General features: G+C 70.3%; 15 protein-coding genes. 6 read left to right on the top strand and 9 right to left on the bottom strand.

From position 1 onward, the window contains the following. Window positions 1-90 precede the first annotated feature (90 nt). Entirely contained in the window at window positions 91-1,842 is a 1,752-nt protein-coding gene (gene argS / locus BN159_RS19440; RefSeq protein ID WP_015658698.1) for an arginine--tRNA ligase, read from the top strand. Window positions 1,843-1,914: 72 nt separating this feature from the next. Here the strand turns inward: argS and BN159_RS19445 are convergent, their stop codons facing one another. After that, window positions 1,915-2,364: a peptidoglycan-binding domain-containing protein gene (locus BN159_RS19445; protein WP_015658699.1), complete on the bottom strand. Its 450-nt coding sequence runs from the start codon at window positions 2,362-2,364 to the stop codon at window positions 1,915-1,917. Window positions 2,365-2,585: 221 nt separating this feature from the next. Here BN159_RS19445 and BN159_RS19450 point away from each other — a divergent pair, with 221 nt between their 5' ends. Together BN159_RS19450 and BN159_RS19455 are read left to right on the top strand one after the other, a co-directional pair. Continuing rightward, window positions 2,586-3,317 (top strand): peptidoglycan-binding protein, encoded by a 732-nt coding sequence (locus BN159_RS19450; protein WP_015658700.1) that lies wholly within the window; start codon window positions 2,586-2,588, stop codon window positions 3,315-3,317. Continuing rightward, a complete protein-coding gene (locus BN159_RS19455) occupies window positions 3,314-4,144 on the top strand; it encodes a helix-turn-helix domain-containing protein (protein WP_015658701.1) in 831 nt (276 codons plus the stop codon). Before BN159_RS19450 ends, BN159_RS19455 begins: the two co-directional genes overlap by 4 nt. On the opposite strand, the gene BN159_RS19460 is transcribed toward BN159_RS19455, so the two are convergent. Further along, window positions 4,078-4,881, bottom strand: coding sequence for an arylamine N-acetyltransferase family protein (locus BN159_RS19460; protein ID WP_015658702.1), 804 nt, complete (start codon window positions 4,879-4,881; stop codon window positions 4,078-4,080). The two genes, BN159_RS19455 and BN159_RS19460, sit on opposite strands and share 67 nt — an antisense overlap. A 70-nt stretch (window positions 4,882-4,951) precedes the next feature. Then, window positions 4,952-6,148 (bottom strand): aminotransferase-like domain-containing protein, encoded by a 1,197-nt coding sequence (locus BN159_RS19465; protein WP_015658703.1) that lies wholly within the window; start codon window positions 6,146-6,148, stop codon window positions 4,952-4,954. A gap of 261 nt (window positions 6,149-6,409) precedes the next feature. Here BN159_RS19465 and BN159_RS45785 point away from each other — a divergent pair, with 261 nt between their 5' ends. Continuing rightward, window positions 6,410-6,583, top strand: coding sequence for a hypothetical protein (locus tag BN159_RS45785; RefSeq protein WP_015658704.1), 174 nt, complete (start codon window positions 6,410-6,412; stop codon window positions 6,581-6,583). Here BN159_RS45785 and BN159_RS19475 read toward each other — a convergent pair. After that, window positions 6,580-7,842 (bottom strand): helix-turn-helix domain-containing protein, encoded by a 1,263-nt coding sequence (locus tag BN159_RS19475; RefSeq protein ID WP_041819544.1) that lies wholly within the window; start codon window positions 7,840-7,842, stop codon window positions 6,580-6,582. The genes BN159_RS45785 and BN159_RS19475 overlap by 4 nt on opposite strands. Window positions 7,843-8,004: 162 nt before the next feature. On the opposite strand from BN159_RS19475, the gene BN159_RS19480 reads away from it, so the two are divergent. After that, entirely contained in the window at window positions 8,005-8,688 is a 684-nt protein-coding gene (locus BN159_RS19480) for a DUF4232 domain-containing protein (protein ID WP_015658706.1), read from the top strand. A gap of 16 nt (window positions 8,689-8,704) precedes the next feature. On the opposite strand, the gene hemB is transcribed toward BN159_RS19480, so the two are convergent. Next, on the bottom strand, window positions 8,705-9,697 hold the full coding sequence (gene hemB, locus BN159_RS19485; protein ID WP_041819546.1) for a porphobilinogen synthase: 993 nt from the start codon (window positions 9,695-9,697) through the stop codon (window positions 8,705-8,707). Between the two features lie 240 nt (window positions 9,698-9,937). Between hemB and BN159_RS19490 the strand changes: the two genes are divergently transcribed. After that, a complete protein-coding gene (locus BN159_RS19490) occupies window positions 9,938-11,332 on the top strand; it encodes an FAD-binding oxidoreductase (RefSeq protein ID WP_015658708.1) in 1,395 nt (464 codons plus the stop codon). Window positions 11,333-11,356: 24 nt separating this feature from the next. Here the strand turns inward: BN159_RS19490 and BN159_RS19495 are convergent, their stop codons facing one another. The 4 genes from BN159_RS19495 to BN159_RS19510 are packed head-to-tail and all read right to left on the bottom strand — an operon-like array spanning window position 11,357 to window position 16,468. Further along, window positions 11,357-13,057, bottom strand: coding sequence for a bifunctional uroporphyrinogen-III C-methyltransferase/uroporphyrinogen-III synthase (locus BN159_RS19495; RefSeq protein ID WP_015658709.1), 1,701 nt, complete (start codon window positions 13,055-13,057; stop codon window positions 11,357-11,359). Continuing rightward, window positions 13,054-14,013 (bottom strand): hydroxymethylbilane synthase, encoded by a 960-nt coding sequence (hemC, locus tag BN159_RS19500; RefSeq protein WP_015658710.1) that lies wholly within the window; start codon window positions 14,011-14,013, stop codon window positions 13,054-13,056. The genes BN159_RS19495 and hemC overlap by 4 nt, the downstream gene beginning before the upstream one ends. Beyond that, window positions 14,010-15,707 (bottom strand): glutamyl-tRNA reductase, encoded by a 1,698-nt coding sequence (locus tag BN159_RS19505; RefSeq protein ID WP_015658711.1) that lies wholly within the window; start codon window positions 15,705-15,707, stop codon window positions 14,010-14,012. The genes hemC and BN159_RS19505 overlap by 4 nt, the downstream gene beginning before the upstream one ends. Beyond that, window positions 15,704-16,468, bottom strand: a complete 765-nt coding sequence (locus tag BN159_RS19510) for a redox-sensing transcriptional repressor Rex (RefSeq protein ID WP_015658712.1) — start codon at window positions 16,466-16,468, stop codon at window positions 15,704-15,706. The genes BN159_RS19505 and BN159_RS19510 overlap by 4 nt, the downstream gene beginning before the upstream one ends. Between the last annotated feature and the right edge of the window lie 219 nt (window positions 16,469-16,687).

Here is a 16,687-nt window from a genome sequence, read left to right on the forward strand (position 1 = left end):
CCCACCCGCCCGCACGCGGAAAATCCCCTTTACCCCCCATGAAATACTGACTCCGTCTACCCATCCCACGAGGAGAACGGCTCCCACCTAATGGCCTCGGTCACGTCGCTCACCGATCTCGTCAACCAGCGCCTCACGTCCGCCCTGTCCGCCTCCCTGCCGGAGGCTGACGCGGACCCTCTGCTGCGACGCAGTGACCGTGCCGACTTCCAGGCCAACGGAATCCTCGCGCTGGCCAAGAAGGCGAAGGCCAACCCGAGGGAGCTGGCCACCCAGGTAGTCGGCAACATCGTCACCGGCGACGTGATCAAGGACGTAGAGGTCTCAGGCCCCGGCTTCCTGAACGTCACCGTCGCCGACAGCGCGATCACCGAGACCCTCGCCGCCCGTGCCGCAGACGACCGCCTCGGCGTGCCGCTGAAGGCGAACGCTGGCATCACGGTCATCGACTACGCCCAGCCGAACGTGGCCAAGGAGATGCACGTCGGCCACCTCCGCTCCGCGGTGATCGGCGACGCCCTCCGCGGCATGCTCGACTTCACCGGCGAGAAGACGATCGGCCGGCACCACATCGGCGACTGGGGCACCCAGTTCGGCATGCTCATCCAGCACCTGATCGAGAACCCGGGCGAGCTGACCCCGGCGTCCGAGGTCGACGGTGCCGAGGCGATGAGCAACCTGAACCGGGTCTACAAGGCCTCGCGTGCCGTGTTCGACTCCGACGACGCCTTCAAGGAGCGGGCCCGGAAGCGGGTCGTCGCCCTCCAGTCCGGCGACAAGGAGACCCTGGAGCTGTGGCAGCAGTTCGTGGACGAGTCGAAGGTCTACTTCTACTCCGTCTTCGAGAAGCTGGACATGGAGATCCGGGACGACGAGATCGTCGGCGAGTCGGCGTACAACGACGGCATGCCGGAGACCGCCCGCCTCCTGGAGGAGATGGGCGTCGCGGTGCGCTCCGAGGGCGCGCTCGTGGTGTTCTTCGACGAGATCCGCGGCAAGGACGACCAGCCGGTGCCGCTGATCGTGCAGAAGGCGGACGGCGGCTTCGGCTACGCGGCCTCCGACCTGACCGCGATCCGCAACCGGGTCACCGACCTGCACGCGACGTCCCTGCTCTATGTGGTGGACGTCCGCCAGTCGCTGCACTTCAAGATGGTCTTCGAGACGGCCCGCCGGGCGGGCTGGCTGACCGACGAGGTCACCGCCCACAACATGGGCTACGGCACGGTCCTCGGCGCGGACGGCAAGCCGTTCAAGACGCGTGAGGGCGAGACGGTGCGGCTGGAGGACCTGCTGGACGAGGCGGTGCAGCGGGCCGCCGAGGTCGTCCGGGAGAAGTCGCAGGACCTCACCGAGGACGAGATCCAGGAGCGGGCCGCGCAGGTCGGCATCGGCGCCGTGAAGTACGCGGACCTGTCGACGTCGCCGAACCGGGACTACAAGTTCGACCTGGACCAGATGGTGTCGCTGAACGGCGACACGTCCGTGTACCTCCAGTACGCGTACGCCCGGATCCAGTCGATCCTGCGCAAGGCGGGCGAGTCGAAGCCGGCCGCGCACCCCGAGCTGGAACTCGCCCCGGCGGAGCGGGCGCTGGGCCTGCACCTGGACGGTTTCGGCGGCACGGTCTTCGAGGCGGCCGCCGAGTACGCGCCGCACAAGCTGGCCGCGTACCTGTACCAGCTGGCCTCGCTGTACACGACGTTCTACGACCAGTGCCCGGTCCTCAAGGCCGACACCGAGGAGCAGAAGGAGAACCGCCTCTTCCTCTGCGACCTCACCGCCCGGACCCTGCACCAGGGCATGGCCCTGCTCGGCATCCGGACCCCCGAGCGGCTCTAGTCCTTGTAGGACACACGGCCCGTCCTCTCCCCCGCGGGAGGACGGGCCGCGGCGTATTCAGGCGACGCCGGCTCAGCCGTGGTCGTTGGCGAACCGCTTGAACGCCGCCTTGGTCTGCGGACCGGCGATGTCGTCGATGGCGCCCCGATAGCCGTAGTGCTGCTTGAGCATCCGCTGGAGACCCTTGACGGTGCCGCTGCCGACGATGCCGTCGATCGGGCCGCGGTACTGCCAGTGCTTCTTCAGATAGCGCTGCATCGCCTGCCAGCTCTGGGTGCCGAGCAGGCCGTCGATCGGACCCGGGTAGCCCCAGTCCCGGTGGAGCACACGCTGGAGGTTCTTGGCCTGCGCCTTGCTCAGGCCGAGGTTGTTCACGGCGAGCGGCGCCACGCTCTCGGCGGCCACCGCCGGTTTGGTGTCCTGTGCGGTGGCCGCGGCGCCGGTGCCCGCTGCCGCCAGGCTTCCCACCGCGATCCCCACGGCGGTGCCCGCTCCGACGAGGGTCCTCGTCACTGCTCGCATTGCCTTCCCCCTTCGCTGGTCGGTCGGCGTTCGGTTGCCATCGAGACTGCGGGCCGGGGAGCGAGGGCCGCCAGCCTCGCCGGGCAGCTGACGGCGTCCCGGGACGTCCCGCGCGCTGACCTGCGGGGACACCGGCCGCCGGGACGGTACGGCGGGACGCCGGGTGGCCGGTTCCGTACCGCCCCCGGAACCACGCACCGTCCTCGTCCGTGATTTCAGGCATGTCGCGTTGGAAAGAGCTGCCCGCCGAACTCAGCACGCCGGTGCGCCAGTTGGTGATACGCCTGCGCCGGCTGAAGGACCACAGCGGGCTGAGCCTGCGGCAGTTGGCCGCGAAGACCGGGTACAGCGCGAAGTCCTGGGAGCGGTATCTGGGCGGCCGTTCGCTGCCGCCCCGGGAGGCCGTGGAGGCGATGGCCCGGACCGCCGGCGACGACCCGGACCGGCTGCTCGCCCTGCACGAGGTCGCAGCGGAGGCATGGAGCCGACGCACCACACCGGAACCGGAGGCGGAGCCGGAGCGGTCGCACGGCCGGCCGCTGCGCGCTGCGTTCGTGGCAGGGACGGTGGCCCTGGTGGTGGCCGTCGCCGCCTCGGTGGTGCTGATAGTGCGATTCACGGACGGCGGCGAGAATCCGGCGGCACCCTCACCGCCGCCCCGATCCGCGTCAGCATCGAAGCGGACGTACGAGTGCCGGGTGGAGCGGGGCCCGGACGGCCTCTGGTACGCGGGCAACAGCCGTACGCGGGAGGCGATCCTGGCGTACGGCCACGCCGGGCCCGAGGTCGCGGAGGCGCAGTGTCTGCTGCTGCGGGCCGGATTCCCGCCGGGGGAAATCGACGGTATCTACGGCCCGTTGACGCAAGGAGCGGTCAAGCGGATCCAGCGCCGGGAGGATCTGGTCGTGGACGGCATCATCGGCCCGCACACCTGGAAGGCGCTGCGCACGTGACGCCCGCCCGACTGGCCGCCGAGCTACGGGAGTTACGGTCCCGCACCGGCCTGAGCCTGAAGGCGCTCGCGGACCGGACGACGTACAGCAAGTCCTCCTGGGAGCGTTACCTCAACGGCAGAACACTGCCACCCCGGCAGGCCGTCCAGGACCTGTGCCGGATCGCCCGGGAACCGGAGGGCCGGCTGCTGGCGCTGTGGGAGATCGCGGAGTCGGAGTGGAGCGGCAGGGCACGGGAGACACCGACCCCGAACCCGAAACCGGACCCGCCGCATCCGATCCCCCGCCGACGCACCCCACTCCTGGCCGCCTCCGCCGTACTGCTCGCCGCGGTAGGGACAGCGGCGCTCGCCCTTCTCCTCCCCAGCGAGGACAACGCCCCCTCCGCCTCCCCCTCCCCCACCGGCCCCCGCTGCCGAGCCGCAGCCTGCGAGGGCCAGGACCCCATGCACATGGGCTGCGGCAAGAGCCCCGCCAACCTCTCCGAGCACCGAACGGCCTCCGGCGCCTGGGTGGCACTGCGCTACAACGAGGCGTGCGGGACCAGTTGGGCCCGGATGTGGGGCACGCGGGTCGGCGACCGTCTGGAGGTCAGCGCGGGCGGCGGCGGCCGGACCCAGTCGACCCGGATCAAGGACGCCATCGACGCGGAGTCGTACGTCTACACCCCCATGACCGCGACGCGCCCAGGCGCCACGGTCCGGGCGTGCTTCCGGCCCACCGAAGGCAGAAGGGAGTGCGTGGACGCCCACGCCACCGGTCAGAGTTCGATGCCGAACTCCTCCGCCAACAGCCGCTCGACGTCATCCTCCGCGACCTTGCGCTGATGCACAGTCCCGTCGGCGAACGTCGTCTCGGTGAGGACTTCGCCGTACAGCAGGATGTGCCGTTCGGCGGTCACACGCTGGATGTACCGGTTCTGGGTGAACGGCGAGCGCGGGTTGGCGCCCACATGCCAGTTGAAGACCTCGTAGTCGGGCGCCTCGAAGGGATCAAGAGTGAAGGCGTACTGCGGCTCCCAGCCCTTCCCGTCGTGCGCCTGAAGCACCCACAGCTCCAGCGGCCCGTGGTGCGGGGCATGGACGAGCCGGTGCCGACGGCCCGCGCCCCGGAACTCCACGTCGGCGGTCAGCGGCACCGGTTCCAGCAGCGCGCCGATCGACCCGAAGCCGACGTCGGCGAGGTAGGGCTGCGGGTCACCAGGGACGTGAACGAGCAAGGTCATATGGGCGCGAGGGCGACTCTCGGGCCGCTCGGCCCCGAGCACAACACGCGCGGCGAGGCCGGTCACTTGGAAGCCGAGGGCCTCCAGGGCGGTACGGAAGAGCGTGTTGTGCTCGTAGCAGTACCCCCCGCGGCGGCGCCCGTACACCAACTTGGCCATGAGATCCCCGAGATCGAGCGAGGGCGCCGAACCCCCGAACGCATCCAGGTTCTCAAACGGAATGGCCCGGGAATGCGCCAGGTGAACGCCCCGCAGGGTGCCCAGATCGGCCCCGCGTCCCCCCTCCCAGCCGATCCGGCCGAGATACGCGTCAAGGTCGAACTCCACAGTGTCGGACATGCCCCAACCCTAGGCAGCCACCCGGGCCCCGTCGGCGGTCCCCAGCCGCATCGGCCCCGGGACTTCGGTCCTAGTCCCCCAGTCCCCGCCCCAACCTCCGCAACCCCTCCCCGATCCGCTCCGGCGTCTCCGTGACGAAGCACAGGCGCAGGGTCGAGCGATCGGGGTCACCGGCGTAGAAGGGCGCGCCCGGCACGTAGGCAACGTCCTGCCGCACCACCTGCGCCAACAGCGCAGCCGTGTCGTACGACTCCGGCAGCCGGGCCCAGAGGAACATGCCGCCCTCCGGACGGTTCCAGGTCGAGCCCGGCGGAAGCGCGTCCGCCAGCCCCGCCAGCATGGCGTCGCGCCGCTCGCCGTAGACCCGCGCCACCCGCGCCACGTGGGCATCGAGGTCCCGGTCGGCCAAGTACCGTGCCGCGGCGAGCTGGTTGACGGTCGGGGTGTGCAGATCCGCCGCCTGCTTGGCGACCGCGCACGCGCGACGCAGCGCCGCCGGGGCCCGCAGCCAGCCGAGCCGCAGACCGGGTGCCATGACCTTGGAGAAGGAGCCGAGCAGGACGGTACGGTCCTCGGCACCCGGATGCGCGGCGATCCACGGCACCCGCTCGCCCTCGAAGCGCAGTTCGCCGTACGGGTCGTCCTCGACGAGCCACAGCCCGTGCCGGGCGGCGACGGAGGCGACGGCGGCCCGGCGGTCGGCGGGCATGGTGCGTCCGGTGGGGTTCTGGAAGGTGGGGACGGTGTAGAGCAACTTGGGCCGCTCCCGTACCACCAGCTCCTCCAGCGCGGCGGGATCGACGCCGTCCCCGTCGCCGGGCACGGCCACCACCCGGGCGCCGGTGAAGGCGAAGGCCTGAAGTGCCGCCAGATAACAGGGACTTTCGACGAGGACTACGTCACCCGGTTCCAGCAGCGCGGTGGCGAGGAGGGACAGCGCCTGTTGTGAACCGGTGGTGACCAGGACGTCGTCGGCGTCAGTGGGGAGCCCTCGGACGGACGTACGGTCGGCGAGCGCGGCCCGCAGACTCGGCTCGCCCTCGGTCGTGGAGTACTGGAGCGCCCGCTCTGGCACCTCGGCGAGGACCGCCCGGTAGGACGCCGCGATCCCGTCCACGTCGAACAGCTCCGGCGCCGGCAGCCCACCCGCGAAGTTGATCACCTCGGGGCGGGCGGTGACGGCCAGGATGTCCCGTACCGGTGAACCACCGACGGACCGGGCCCGCGCAGCGAGCGGCGGAACGGGCGCGGGCTCGACAACGATCATGCGGCGGCTCCTCGAATACGCGACACGGCTGTTGCCCGCACCCTAGGCAACTAAGTGCCGTCTACAAGGAGCTTTTCACGATACGGACGCGGCCGCACCGCTTCCAGCGTCCCGACCCACCCTCCCGGGATGTCATATCCGTGCAGGTCAGAGCCCATTCCATCCGTCCCGCGTCCCGAATTCCCGCGCGAAGCTGGCTTCCGCGCCGACGCGCATCGCACGCTGAGACCTCCCCCGGAACCGTCCTCGAAAGGGCCCGCCATGTCCGCACTGCGCCTACGCCCAGGCCTGCGCCTGCGCCTGCGTCTGCGTTTGCGTCTGATAGCCGCGACAGTCCTGCTGGGCGTGCTGGCAGGCGCCCTCACCGGCTGCGAGGACGGCAAGGGCCTGCGCGACGAAGGCCCGTCGACCGGCGTCCAGCAAGAGCAGCCTTAGGAGCCTTCGCCACTCGACGGGAGCCACTTCTCCCCGCCGAGCGGGAACTCGTACGCCGGACGGCCGTTGTTGCCGCTCGTACGGAACGGCTCACCCCCGTCATCGAGGACGAGCTTGCCGCTCCGGCCGCCGCTGGACCAGGCCAGCTCCAGCACCCAACGCACGTCGTACGCCGAGGCGTCGGCGGTGATCCGGAAGACCTCCGGATCCGACTCGCTCACCGAGAACGGGAAGTCCCGCTGCCCAGCCCCGGCCACCACGACCGGACGAGCCGCGTCCAGGGCGACGGAGAAGGGGCGGGTAGGCACATTGCCGCCACAGCCGACACCCATGACGTAGTCGTTCCAGGGCAGCGGCGTGTCCTTGGCGACAACGCGCACGGTCAGGCTGTCCAGCACCACGGTCTCCGCCCCGGTCCCCTGCACGGTCAGCGTCACCAACTGCTCCTTCGCCGACACCGCCCCATGCGCCCCGACCCAGGCAGGCGCCTCCTGCTCGAACGGCGGCGGAGGCACCTTGGCCGCCTCCCGGTCGATCAAGTAGTGCTGGGAACAGGGGCCTTCCCAGGCGTACGGCCGGGTGGTGACGGTCAGCGGCACGGAGTCGCTCTGCGAACGGCTCGCGGAGGGCGGCGCCGCGGGCGGGGTGCTCTTGTCGGCGCCGGTGCTCTTGGAGGGGGACGGGGAGGCGGACGGTGAGGACTTGTCCGGCGACGGGGGGACGTCACGGGACGCCGCAGCGCCGAGGGGACTTCGCCGACCGGCGTCGCTCGTACCGCCGTTGCGGCTGTCGTCACCGTTGAACGGGCTTACGGCGAAGGCGACTCCGGCGAGAACGGCGGCGAGCGCGACTCCGGCGAGGACGGCGGTACGGCGAGGGAGGCGGGGACGGCGACGAGGCGCGGGGCCGGTCTCAGGTTCTACGACTTCTGCGACCTCCGCGGCTTCTGCAATTTCCGCGGCCTCTGCAACTTCCTCGACTTCTACGACCGTTGGCGGCGTCGCATCCGCCGCCCTCTTCCCTCGCGCCGCATCGGCCAGCACCCAACGCCGATGCAGCTCGACCAACTCCTCCGGAGATGCCTTGCAGAGCCGGGCGAGCCGTTCGACGGGCGCGTAATCAGTAGGTACGGCATCCCCGTTGCAGTACCGGTGGAGTGTCGACGTACTCATGTGCAGCCGTTTGGCGAGCACCCCGTAGCTGAGCCCGGAACGGTCCTTCAACTCCCGCAGAAACGCGGCGAACCCGTCCCCCGTCATCCCATTCCCCCGTTCCAGGGGAAAGGTGTTTCCCCACGTCAGACGCATCGCAGGCGTTCCAGTGTCCCGTATCCCCCAACGGTGGCTGCGCCCGGGACAAAAGATCGCACAAGCTCTCCTCATCCACAGCAGAGCCCCGTAGACACGGACAAGGAACCAGCCATGCGCACCTTCCGCCACGCCCGCCTGCTCGCCGCCACGGGCGCAGCCCTCGCCACCCTCGCCCTGACCGCGTGCGACAACGGCACAGGCGCCGAAGACGAGGGCGCGGCGAAGCCGACGGCAACGCAGCCTTCGCAGACGGACCAGACGGAGCAGACAGAACGGCCGGATGGAGAGTCCGCCCCGGAGCCGCAGCAGACGAACGAGTCGGACGATTCCGAGCCCTCGGACTCGAACGAGCCCGCCGCGTCCTCGGAGCAGCCGGCCATCTGCAACGGCTCGAACACCAAGGTCACCGCCCAGACGGTGTCCCGCCCCCTGAACCACATGCTGCTGACGGTGACGAACACCGGCTCGAAGCCGTGCTCGCTGATGTACTACCCGGTGCTGCGCTTCGACGAGATGCAGTGGGCGCCGCAGGCCCGGCCGGAGAGCAAGCCCCAGGCGGTGCCGACCCTGGCCCCCGGTGACTCCGGCTACGCGGGCGTGCTGCTCAGCGCGGCCGACGGCAGCGGGGACGGCGGGATGACCGCCAAGAAGCTGACGGTCATGTTCCAGGGCAGGACCCCGAACAGCGAGGGCGGCGCCGCGGCGCTCCCGAGCCTGCCGGCGAAGGGCGTGTACTACGACAGCTCGCTGACGGTGACGTACTGGCAGACGGACCCGGAGGACGCCCTGAACTGAACCGCCCTGACGTGAACTACCGCAGCTTCTGGGCCACTTCGGTGGCCCAGTAGGTGAGGATGTTCCGGGCGCCGGCCCGCTTGATCCCGGTGAGGGCTTCCAGAATGGCCCGATCCCGATCGATCCAGCCCTTCTCGGCGGCGGCCTCGATCATGGAGTACTCACCGGAGATCTGATAGGCGGCAACCGGCACGTCGACAGCGTCGGCGACCCGCGCAAGGACGTCGAGATAGGGCCCGGCAGGCTTGACCATCACCATGTCGGCCCCTTCCTCCAGATCGAGGGCCAACTCCCGCATGGACTCCCGTACGTTGGCGGGGTCCTGCTGGTAGGTCTTGCGGTCCCCCTTGAGCGAGGAGCCAACAGCCTCCCGGAACGGACCGTAGAAGGCGGAGGCGTACTTGACGGTGTAGGCCAGGATCGCGACATCCTCCCGCCCGATCTGATCGAGGGCGTCGCGAATGACCCCGATCTGCCCGTCCATCATCCCGCTGGGCCCGACGACATGGGCACCGGCGTCGGCCTGGACCTGAGCCATCTCGGCATACCGCTCGAGAGTGGCGTCGTTGTCGACCCGCCCGTGCTCGTCAAGCACCCCGCAGTGCCCGTGATCAGTGGTCTCGTCGAGACACAGATCGGACATCACAAGAAGCTCGTCCCCCACCTCGGCACGAACATCCCGCAGAGCAACCTGAAGAATCCCATCGGGATCGGTCCCGGCGGTCCCCAGAGCATCCTTCTTGGATTCCTCCGGCACCCCGAACAACATGATCCCGGAAACCCCGGCGGCAACAGCCTCCGCGGCGGCCTTCTTCAAACTGTCCCGAGTGTGCTGCACAACCCCGGGCATCGCGGCAATAGGCACCGGCTCGCTGACGCCCTCCCGCACGAACGCAGGAAGGATGAAGTCCGCGGGGTCCAACCGAGTCTCGGCAACCATCCGCCGCATCGCCACACTGCCCCGCAACCGCCGCGGCCGAGTACCGGGAAAGGATCCATACGTCGTCATACCGCCTACGCTACGCCCGCCCCACCCACCCCGATGCCGACGCAATGTCGGCCACACGGCACGAGAGAACGTGCGCAGCTACGTAGCTGCGCCTACCCCTACGGCAACCCCAGCGAACCCGTACCCACCAACCTGCACAGCCCACCCCCACAGGCCATCCTGGAAGAACACGAACCCAGGACCCCGACGGCCGCCCCCCGACCGCCGCCGTCCCTCCGTAAGCCCACCGCGGAGGACCCCATGACCGCCCCAGCCCGCCACCACGACACCCCCGACCTCTTCGCCCTCTCGGACATCCACGGCCAGGTCCTACGCCCCGGCGAGGACGACTACGCCGAAGCAGTCACCGGCTTCAACCTCGCCGCCCTGCACACCCCGGACATAGTCATCCGCGCAACAGGCCCCGACGACATCGTCACCGCCCTGCGCTGGGCATCCGCCACCAACACCCCCGTCGCCGTACAGGCCACCGGCCACGGCGCCAACTTCCCCATCAGCCACGGCCTGCTGATCAACACCGCCGGCATGACCGAGGTGACCGTCAACCCGGACGAAAACACCGCGACGATCTCCGCGGGAGCGAAATGGCGGCACGTCCTCGACGCCGCCACCCCCCACGGCCTCGCCGCCCTCAACGGCTCCTCCACCGACGCGGGCGCCATCGGCTACACCCTCGGCGGCGGCCTCCCCGTCCTGGGCCGGACGTACGGCTACGCAGCAGACATGGTCCGCTCATTCCAGGTAGCCACACCCGACGGCACCCTGTACGAGGCAGACGCGGACCACGAAGCCGACCTCTTCTGGGCCCTACGCGGCGGGAAGGGAAACGTAGGAGTCGTCACCTCGCTGGTCACAGAGCTGCCCCGCCTGTCGAACATCCTCGGCGGCGGAATCTACTGCGCGGGCCAGGACGCCGAGCCCCTCCTACGCACCTGGGCGGACTGGACACGCACGGTACCGACGCAGATGAACAGCACCTTCAGCCTGCTGAGACTGCCCCCGTTCCCGGAGATCCCCGAGCCCTTCCGAGGGGGCTTCTGGGCCCGAGTCTGCCTGGCCTGGATCGGCGACACGGCAGAGGGCGAAAACCTCCTCGCACCGCTCCGCGCAGCCGCACCGGTAGTCGTCGACACGGTGGAGGACATGCCGTACACAGCCGTGGACCGCATCTTCCTGGACCCCCAGGACCCACTCCCCGCCCGCGAATCCTGCGCCCTGCTCCGCGAACTGCCCCCGGACGCGGTGCAGACTTTCCTCGCCGAGGTAGGACCCGACGTCCCGGACTGCCCCCTGCTGATGATCGAGATCCGGCACATGGGCGGCGCGCTCTCCCGCCCCGCCGCCATCGACGACGCGGTCTGCTCCCGTGACGCCGAGTACCTGCTGGAAGCCGTAGGAGTCCTGGCCGCACCCCCCGCGGCAGAGGCGGTGGAACACGCCACCCGCTCCCTGTACACGGCGATGTCCCCGTACGGCACCGGCCGCACCATGGTCAACCTCCACGGCACCCCGGGCAGCGCAGAGGACCGGGCCCGAGCCTGGACCCCCGAGGTCTACCAGCGCCTCCAGCAGACGAAGACCAGGTACGACCCCAAAAACCTACTGAGCCTCGGCCACACCGTTCCCCCGACATAGGTGTGGCCAAGGCTCAAGGTCAGATCACGTCGTCGAACGACGCCTCCGCGCCCCCGGCCGACGCTCACTCGGCCGAGTGACCGGATCCCCGGCCTCCACCGCCGCGTCCCGCCGCTTCGCGCCGAAGTCGGCCAGCGCCTCAGCCAGCTTGTGCACGGACGGCTCCGGAGCCATCACATCGACCCGCAGCCCGTGTTCCTCGGCGGTCTTCGCCGTGGCGGGACCGATACAGGCGATCACCGTCACGTTGTGCGGCTTACCGGCGATACCCACCAGGTTCCGGACGGTCGACGACGAGGTGAAGAGGACCGCGTCGAAGCCACCGCCCTTGATCGCCTCCCGCGTCTCCGCCGGCGGCGGCGACGCCCGCACGGTCCGGTAGGCCGTGACGTCGTCCACCTCCCACCCGAGCTCGATCAGCCCGGCGACCAGCGTCTCCGTGGCGATGTCCGCCCGCGGCAGGAACACCCGGTCGATCGGGTCGAAGACGGGGTCGTACGGCGGCCAGTCCTCCAGCAGACCCGCGGCCGACTGCTCGCCCGACGGCACGAGATCCGGCTTCACACCGAACGCGATCAGCGCCTTCGCCGTCTGCTCGCCCACCGCGGCGACCTTGATACCGGCGAACGCCCGCGCGTCGAGCCCGTACTCCTCGAACTTCTCGCGCACCGCCTTGACCGCGTTCACCGAGGTGAAGGCGATCCATTCGTAGCGGCCGGTCACCAGGCCCTTGACCGCGCGCTCCATCTGCTGCGGCGTCCGCGGCGGCTCGACGGCGATCGTCGGCACCTCGTGCGGAACCGCCCCGTACGACCGAAGCTGGTCGGAGAGCGAAGCCGCCTGCTCCTTGGTGCGCGGCACCAGCACCCGCCACCCGAAGAGCGGCTTGGACTCGAACCACGACAGCTGCTCACGCTGAGCCGCCGCGGACCGCTCACCGACCACGGCTATCACCGGCCGCCCGCCTTCCGGCGAGGGCAGCACCTTGGCCTGCTTCAGCGTCTGCGCGATGGTGCCGAGCGTCGCGGTCCAGGTCCGCTGACGCGTGGTCGTACCGGCGACGGTGACCGTCATCGGGGTGTCCGGCTTACGACCGGCGGCCACCAGCTCACCGGCCGCAGCGCCCACGGAGTCGAGCGTCGTCGTGACGACGACCGTCCCGTCCGAGGCACCGACCTCCGTCCAGCACCGGTCCGACGCCGTCCGCGCGTCCACGAACCGCACATCCGCGCCGTGCGCGTCGCGCAGCGGCACACCGGCGTACGCGGGCACACCGACCGCGGCCGCGACACCGGGGACCACCTCGAAAGGCACCCCGGCCGCGGCGCACGCCAGCATCTCCTCGGCGGCGTACGTGTCGAGCCCGGGGTCCCCGGACACCGCACGCACGACCCGCCTGCCGCCCCGCGCGGCCTCCATGACAAGATGTGCCGCATCCCGCACAGCGGGTGCACCAGCGGTTGTTGACGCGCCGTCAACAACCGCCAGCTGAGGCGTGCCTGTGCCCGGACCCGGCTCCGCAGAGGGATCCGTGTTCACGACGGCGACGCCTGTCCTGGCGTGGACGCGGACGACGTCGAGCACCTCGTGCTCGGCGACGAGAACATCCGCGTTCGCCAGCGCCTCAACGGCGCGCAGAGTCAGCAGTCCCGGATCCCCGGGTCCGGCACCCAGGAAGGTGACGTGCCCGTGTTCAAGGCCGGCGGGAAGGGTGGTGGGGCTCACTGTGCTCGCTCCCCCATCAGACCGGCCGCGCCCTGCGCAAGCATCTCGGCGGCGAGTTCGCGACCGAGTGCCAGCGCCTGCTCGTGCGTCTCGGGCACGGGACCGGTGGTGGACAGCTGCACCGTGCGGGTGCCGTCGGTCGTGCCGACGACGCCGCGCAGGCGCATTTCCTTGACAATCTGCCCGTCAGTCAAAAGGTCGGCCAACGCGCCCACGGGGGCGGAGCAGCCGGCCTCCAGGGCGGCGAGCAGTGACCGCTCGGCGGTGACGGCGACCCGGGTGAAGGGGTCGTCGAGCTCACCGAGCGCGGCGATGAGGTCCGCGTTGTCCGCGGTGCACTCGATCGCCAGGGCCCCCTGGCCGGGGGCGGGCAAAACCGTGTCGACCGACAGGAAGTCGGTCACCTCGTCGATGCGACCGATCCGGTTCAGTCCGGCGGCGGCCAGCACGACCGCATCGAGCTCACCATCGTGCACGTACCGGATCCGCGTGTCGACGTTCCCGCGGATCGCAACCGTCTCGATATCGAGGCCGTGCGCGCGGGCGTACGCGTTCAGCTGCGCCATGCGGCGCGGCGAACCGGTACCGATGCGCGCCCCGCGCGGCAGGTCGGTGAACTTCAGCGCGTCCCGGGCGACGATCACGTCGCGCGGGTCCTCGCGCAGCGGAATGGCGGCCAGCGCCAGCTCCTCGGGCTGCGTGGTCGGCAGGTCCTTCAGCGAGTGCACGGCGAAGTCGACCTCGCCGCGCACCAGCGCGTCGCGCAGCGCGGTCACGAACACACCCGTGCCGCCGATCTGCGCGAGGTGCTCCCGCGATACATCCCCGTACGTGGTGATCTCGACGAGCTCGACGGGCCGTCCGGTCACCTGGCTCACGGCGTCCGCCACCTGCCCGGACTGGGCCATGGCGAGCTTGCTCCGCCGAGTCCCGAGCCGTAGTGCCTTGTCGTTCATGCCGGCCCTCGGTTCTGGTCGTGCTTCTCTGTGCTGTCCTCGGCCCGGGAGACGGCGGCCACCGTCTCGGGGTCGAGGTCGAACAGGGTCCGCAGCGCGTCCGCGTACCCGGCGCCGCCGGGTTCGGCCGCGAGCTGCTTGACCCGTACGGTCGGCGCGTGCAGGAGCTTGTCCACGACGCGCTTCACGGTCTGGGTGATCTCGCTGCGGTGCTTGTCGTCAAGACCCGGCAGCCGCCCTTCGAGCCGGGCGATCTCACCGGCGACGACATCGGCGGCCATGGTCCGCAGCGCGACCACGGTGGGCGTGATGTGCGCGGCCCGAAGCGCCGCGCCGAAGGCGGCGACCTCGTCGGAGACGATCCGCCGCACCTGGTCGACGTCGGCGGCCATGGGAGCGTCGGCGGAAGCCTCGGCCAACGACTCGATGTCCACGAGCCGAACCCCGCCGAGCCGATGCACGGCGGCGTCGATGTCCCGAGGCATGGCGAGATCGAGCAGATAGAGCACGGGCTCCGGCCGCGGCACCTCGACAACCGCCTCAGGCTTACGCCGCTCAGGAATCCGCCCGACGGTGGCAACAGCGGCAGCGAGCGCGGCGATGGCCTCGGTCTCGTCGGCAGGGCTGTACGGCCGAGGAATCCCGTTGTCGACCCAGGCGGCGTGCTGCTCAAGCGTGGCCGCGTCCATACCGGCGACGGCTGCCTCACCCATCACGGAGAAGCCGGGCTGGATGGAAGTGAGGTCCAGCGGACAGTTCTCTTCGTTGGCAGAGCCTGCGGGCAGTCGTGCCGCTTGGGCGGCCCCCGCAACCACAGAGGGCGGCGCCGCGTAAGCGCCGGGCTGCGCAATCGCCCCACGGCCCTTCAGCGCCGCCGCGATCATCTCGGACCCCAGTACAAGCCCCGTGGCCCCCGTACAGGAAACCGCCACATCGGCACGTGTCAGTTCATCCCGCACCGCGTCCATGGACACCGCACGGGCCACCCCGCCCGTACCGCCCTCGTTGAGGATCTCCACAAGCCGCTCGGCCCGATCAGCCGTACGGTTGGCGATCACGACCTCCGCGACCCCCGCCCGCACCAGCGTCGCGGCAGCCAGCGAGGACATCGACCCGGCGCCGATGACGAGCGCGGACTTCCCACGCGCCCAGTCCTGCACAGCCGTACCACCGGAGAGCTGCTCAAGCCCGAAGGTGACCAGCGACTGGCCGGCCCGGTCGATCCCGGTCTCGGAGTGCGCCCGCTTGCCGACCCGCAGAGCCTGCTGGAAGAGGTCGTTCAGCAGCCGCCCGGCGGTGTGCAGATCCTGCGCCCGGGCCAGGGAGTCCTTGATCTGCCCGAGGATCTGGCCTTCGCCGACGACCATCGAGTCCAGACCGCAGGCCACCGAGAACAGGTGGTGGACGGCCCGGTCCTCGTAATGGACGTACAAGTAAGGCGTCAGCTCATCGAGCCCCACCCCGCTGTGCTGAGCCAGCAGCGTCGACAGCTCGGCGACACCGGCATGGAACTTGTCCACGTCGGCGTACAGCTCGATCCGGTTGCAGGTCGCGAGCACCGCGGCCTCGCCGGCCGGCTCCGCCGCGACGGTGTCCTGAAGCAGCTTGATCTGCGCGTCCGCGCTCAGCGCGGCCCGCTCCAGCACGCTCACCGGAGCGCTGCGGTGGCTCAGTCCTACGACGAGAAGACTCATGCCGGCATCACGGCGGGTACGTCCCCGTCGGGTCCCTTGTCGCCGGAGTCACCGCGCACCGCGGGCACCGCACCGGCGCCCTCGTTGGCCGCGGCCTCCTCGCCGGCCTTGCGCTGCTCGTGGAAGGCGAGGATCTGAAGCTCGATGGAGAGATCGACCTTGCGCACGTCCACGCCGTCCGGGACGGTCAGCACGGTCGGCGCGAAGTTCAGGATGGACGTGACCCCGGCGGCCACCAGCCGGTCGCACACCTGCTGCGCGGCACCGGCCGGGGTGGCGATGACGCCGATGGACACGCCGTTGTCCTCGATGATCTTCTCGAGGTCGTCGGTGTGCTGCACGGGGATCCCGGCGACAGGCTTTCCGGCCATTGCGGGATCGGCGTCGATCAGCGCCGCGACCCGGAAACCACGGGACGCGAACCCGCCGTAGTTGGCCAGCGCGGCGCCGAGGTTACCGATTCCTACGATCACAACCGGCCAGTCCTGGGTCAGCCCCAGTTCGCGGGAGATCTGGTACACGAGATACTCGACGTCGTACCCCACACCGCGCGTCCCGTAGGAGCCGAGGTAGGAGAAGTCCTTGCGCAGCTTGGCGGAGTTGACCCCCGCCGCGGCCGCGAGCTCCTCGGAGGAGACCGTGGGTACCGAGCGCTCCGACAGTGCGGTCAGCGCGCGGAGGTACAGCGGAAGCCTGGCGACGGTGGCCTCGGGAATCCCTCGGCTACGGGTCGCCGGTCGGTGAGTTCGGCCAGTTGCCACGGTGCTCCTGCGGGTAGAGCGGGGCTGTGGGCGGTCGTACGTCCCCAGACCGCCCCGTCGAAAGCAGGCTATGTCTTTGTGAACGCGTGCACAAAGATGGTGTCCGATTTGCCCGGCCAACGTGACCGGGGTCACGCGCGTCTCTCCTGGAGGCAAAACCGCACACTTCCCTCGTCAATCCCGCCCCCAAGACCACTTCACCATCGATCCTAAGCGACC

Origin of the sequence: Streptomyces davaonensis JCM 4913 (assembly GCF_000349325.1) — a bacterium.
Classification (GTDB): domain Bacteria; phylum Actinomycetota; class Actinomycetes; order Streptomycetales; family Streptomycetaceae; genus Streptomyces; species Streptomyces davaonensis.

Coding starts and splice junctions, on each gene's coding strand:
- argS (WP_015658698.1), top strand. CDS start 91: ATGGCCTCGGTCACGTCGCTCACCGATCTCGTCAACCAGCGCCTCACG.
- BN159_RS19445 (WP_015658699.1), bottom strand. CDS start 2,364: ATGCGAGCAGTGACGAGGACCCTCGTCGGAGCGGGCACCGCCGTGGGG.
- BN159_RS19450 (WP_015658700.1), top strand. CDS start 2,586: ATGTCGCGTTGGAAAGAGCTGCCCGCCGAACTCAGCACGCCGGTGCGC.
- BN159_RS19460 (WP_015658702.1), bottom strand. CDS start 4,881: ATGTCCGACACTGTGGAGTTCGACCTTGACGCGTATCTCGGCCGGATC.
- BN159_RS19465 (WP_015658703.1), bottom strand. CDS start 6,148: ATGATCGTTGTCGAGCCCGCGCCCGTTCCGCCGCTCGCTGCGCGGGCC.
- BN159_RS45785 (WP_015658704.1), top strand. CDS start 6,410: ATGTCCGCACTGCGCCTACGCCCAGGCCTGCGCCTGCGCCTGCGTCTG.
- BN159_RS19475 (WP_041819544.1), bottom strand. CDS start 7,842: ATGACGGGGGACGGGTTCGCCGCGTTTCTGCGGGAGTTGAAGGACCGT.
- BN159_RS19480 (WP_015658706.1), top strand. CDS start 8,005: ATGCGCACCTTCCGCCACGCCCGCCTGCTCGCCGCCACGGGCGCAGCC.
- hemB (WP_041819546.1), bottom strand. CDS start 9,697: ATGACGACGTATGGATCCTTTCCCGGTACTCGGCCGCGGCGGTTGCGG.
- BN159_RS19490 (WP_015658708.1), top strand. CDS start 9,938: ATGACCGCCCCAGCCCGCCACCACGACACCCCCGACCTCTTCGCCCTC.
- hemC (WP_015658710.1), bottom strand. CDS start 14,013: ATGAACGACAAGGCACTACGGCTCGGGACTCGGCGGAGCAAGCTCGCC.
- BN159_RS19505 (WP_015658711.1), bottom strand. CDS start 15,707: ATGAGTCTTCTCGTCGTAGGACTGAGCCACCGCAGCGCTCCGGTGAGC.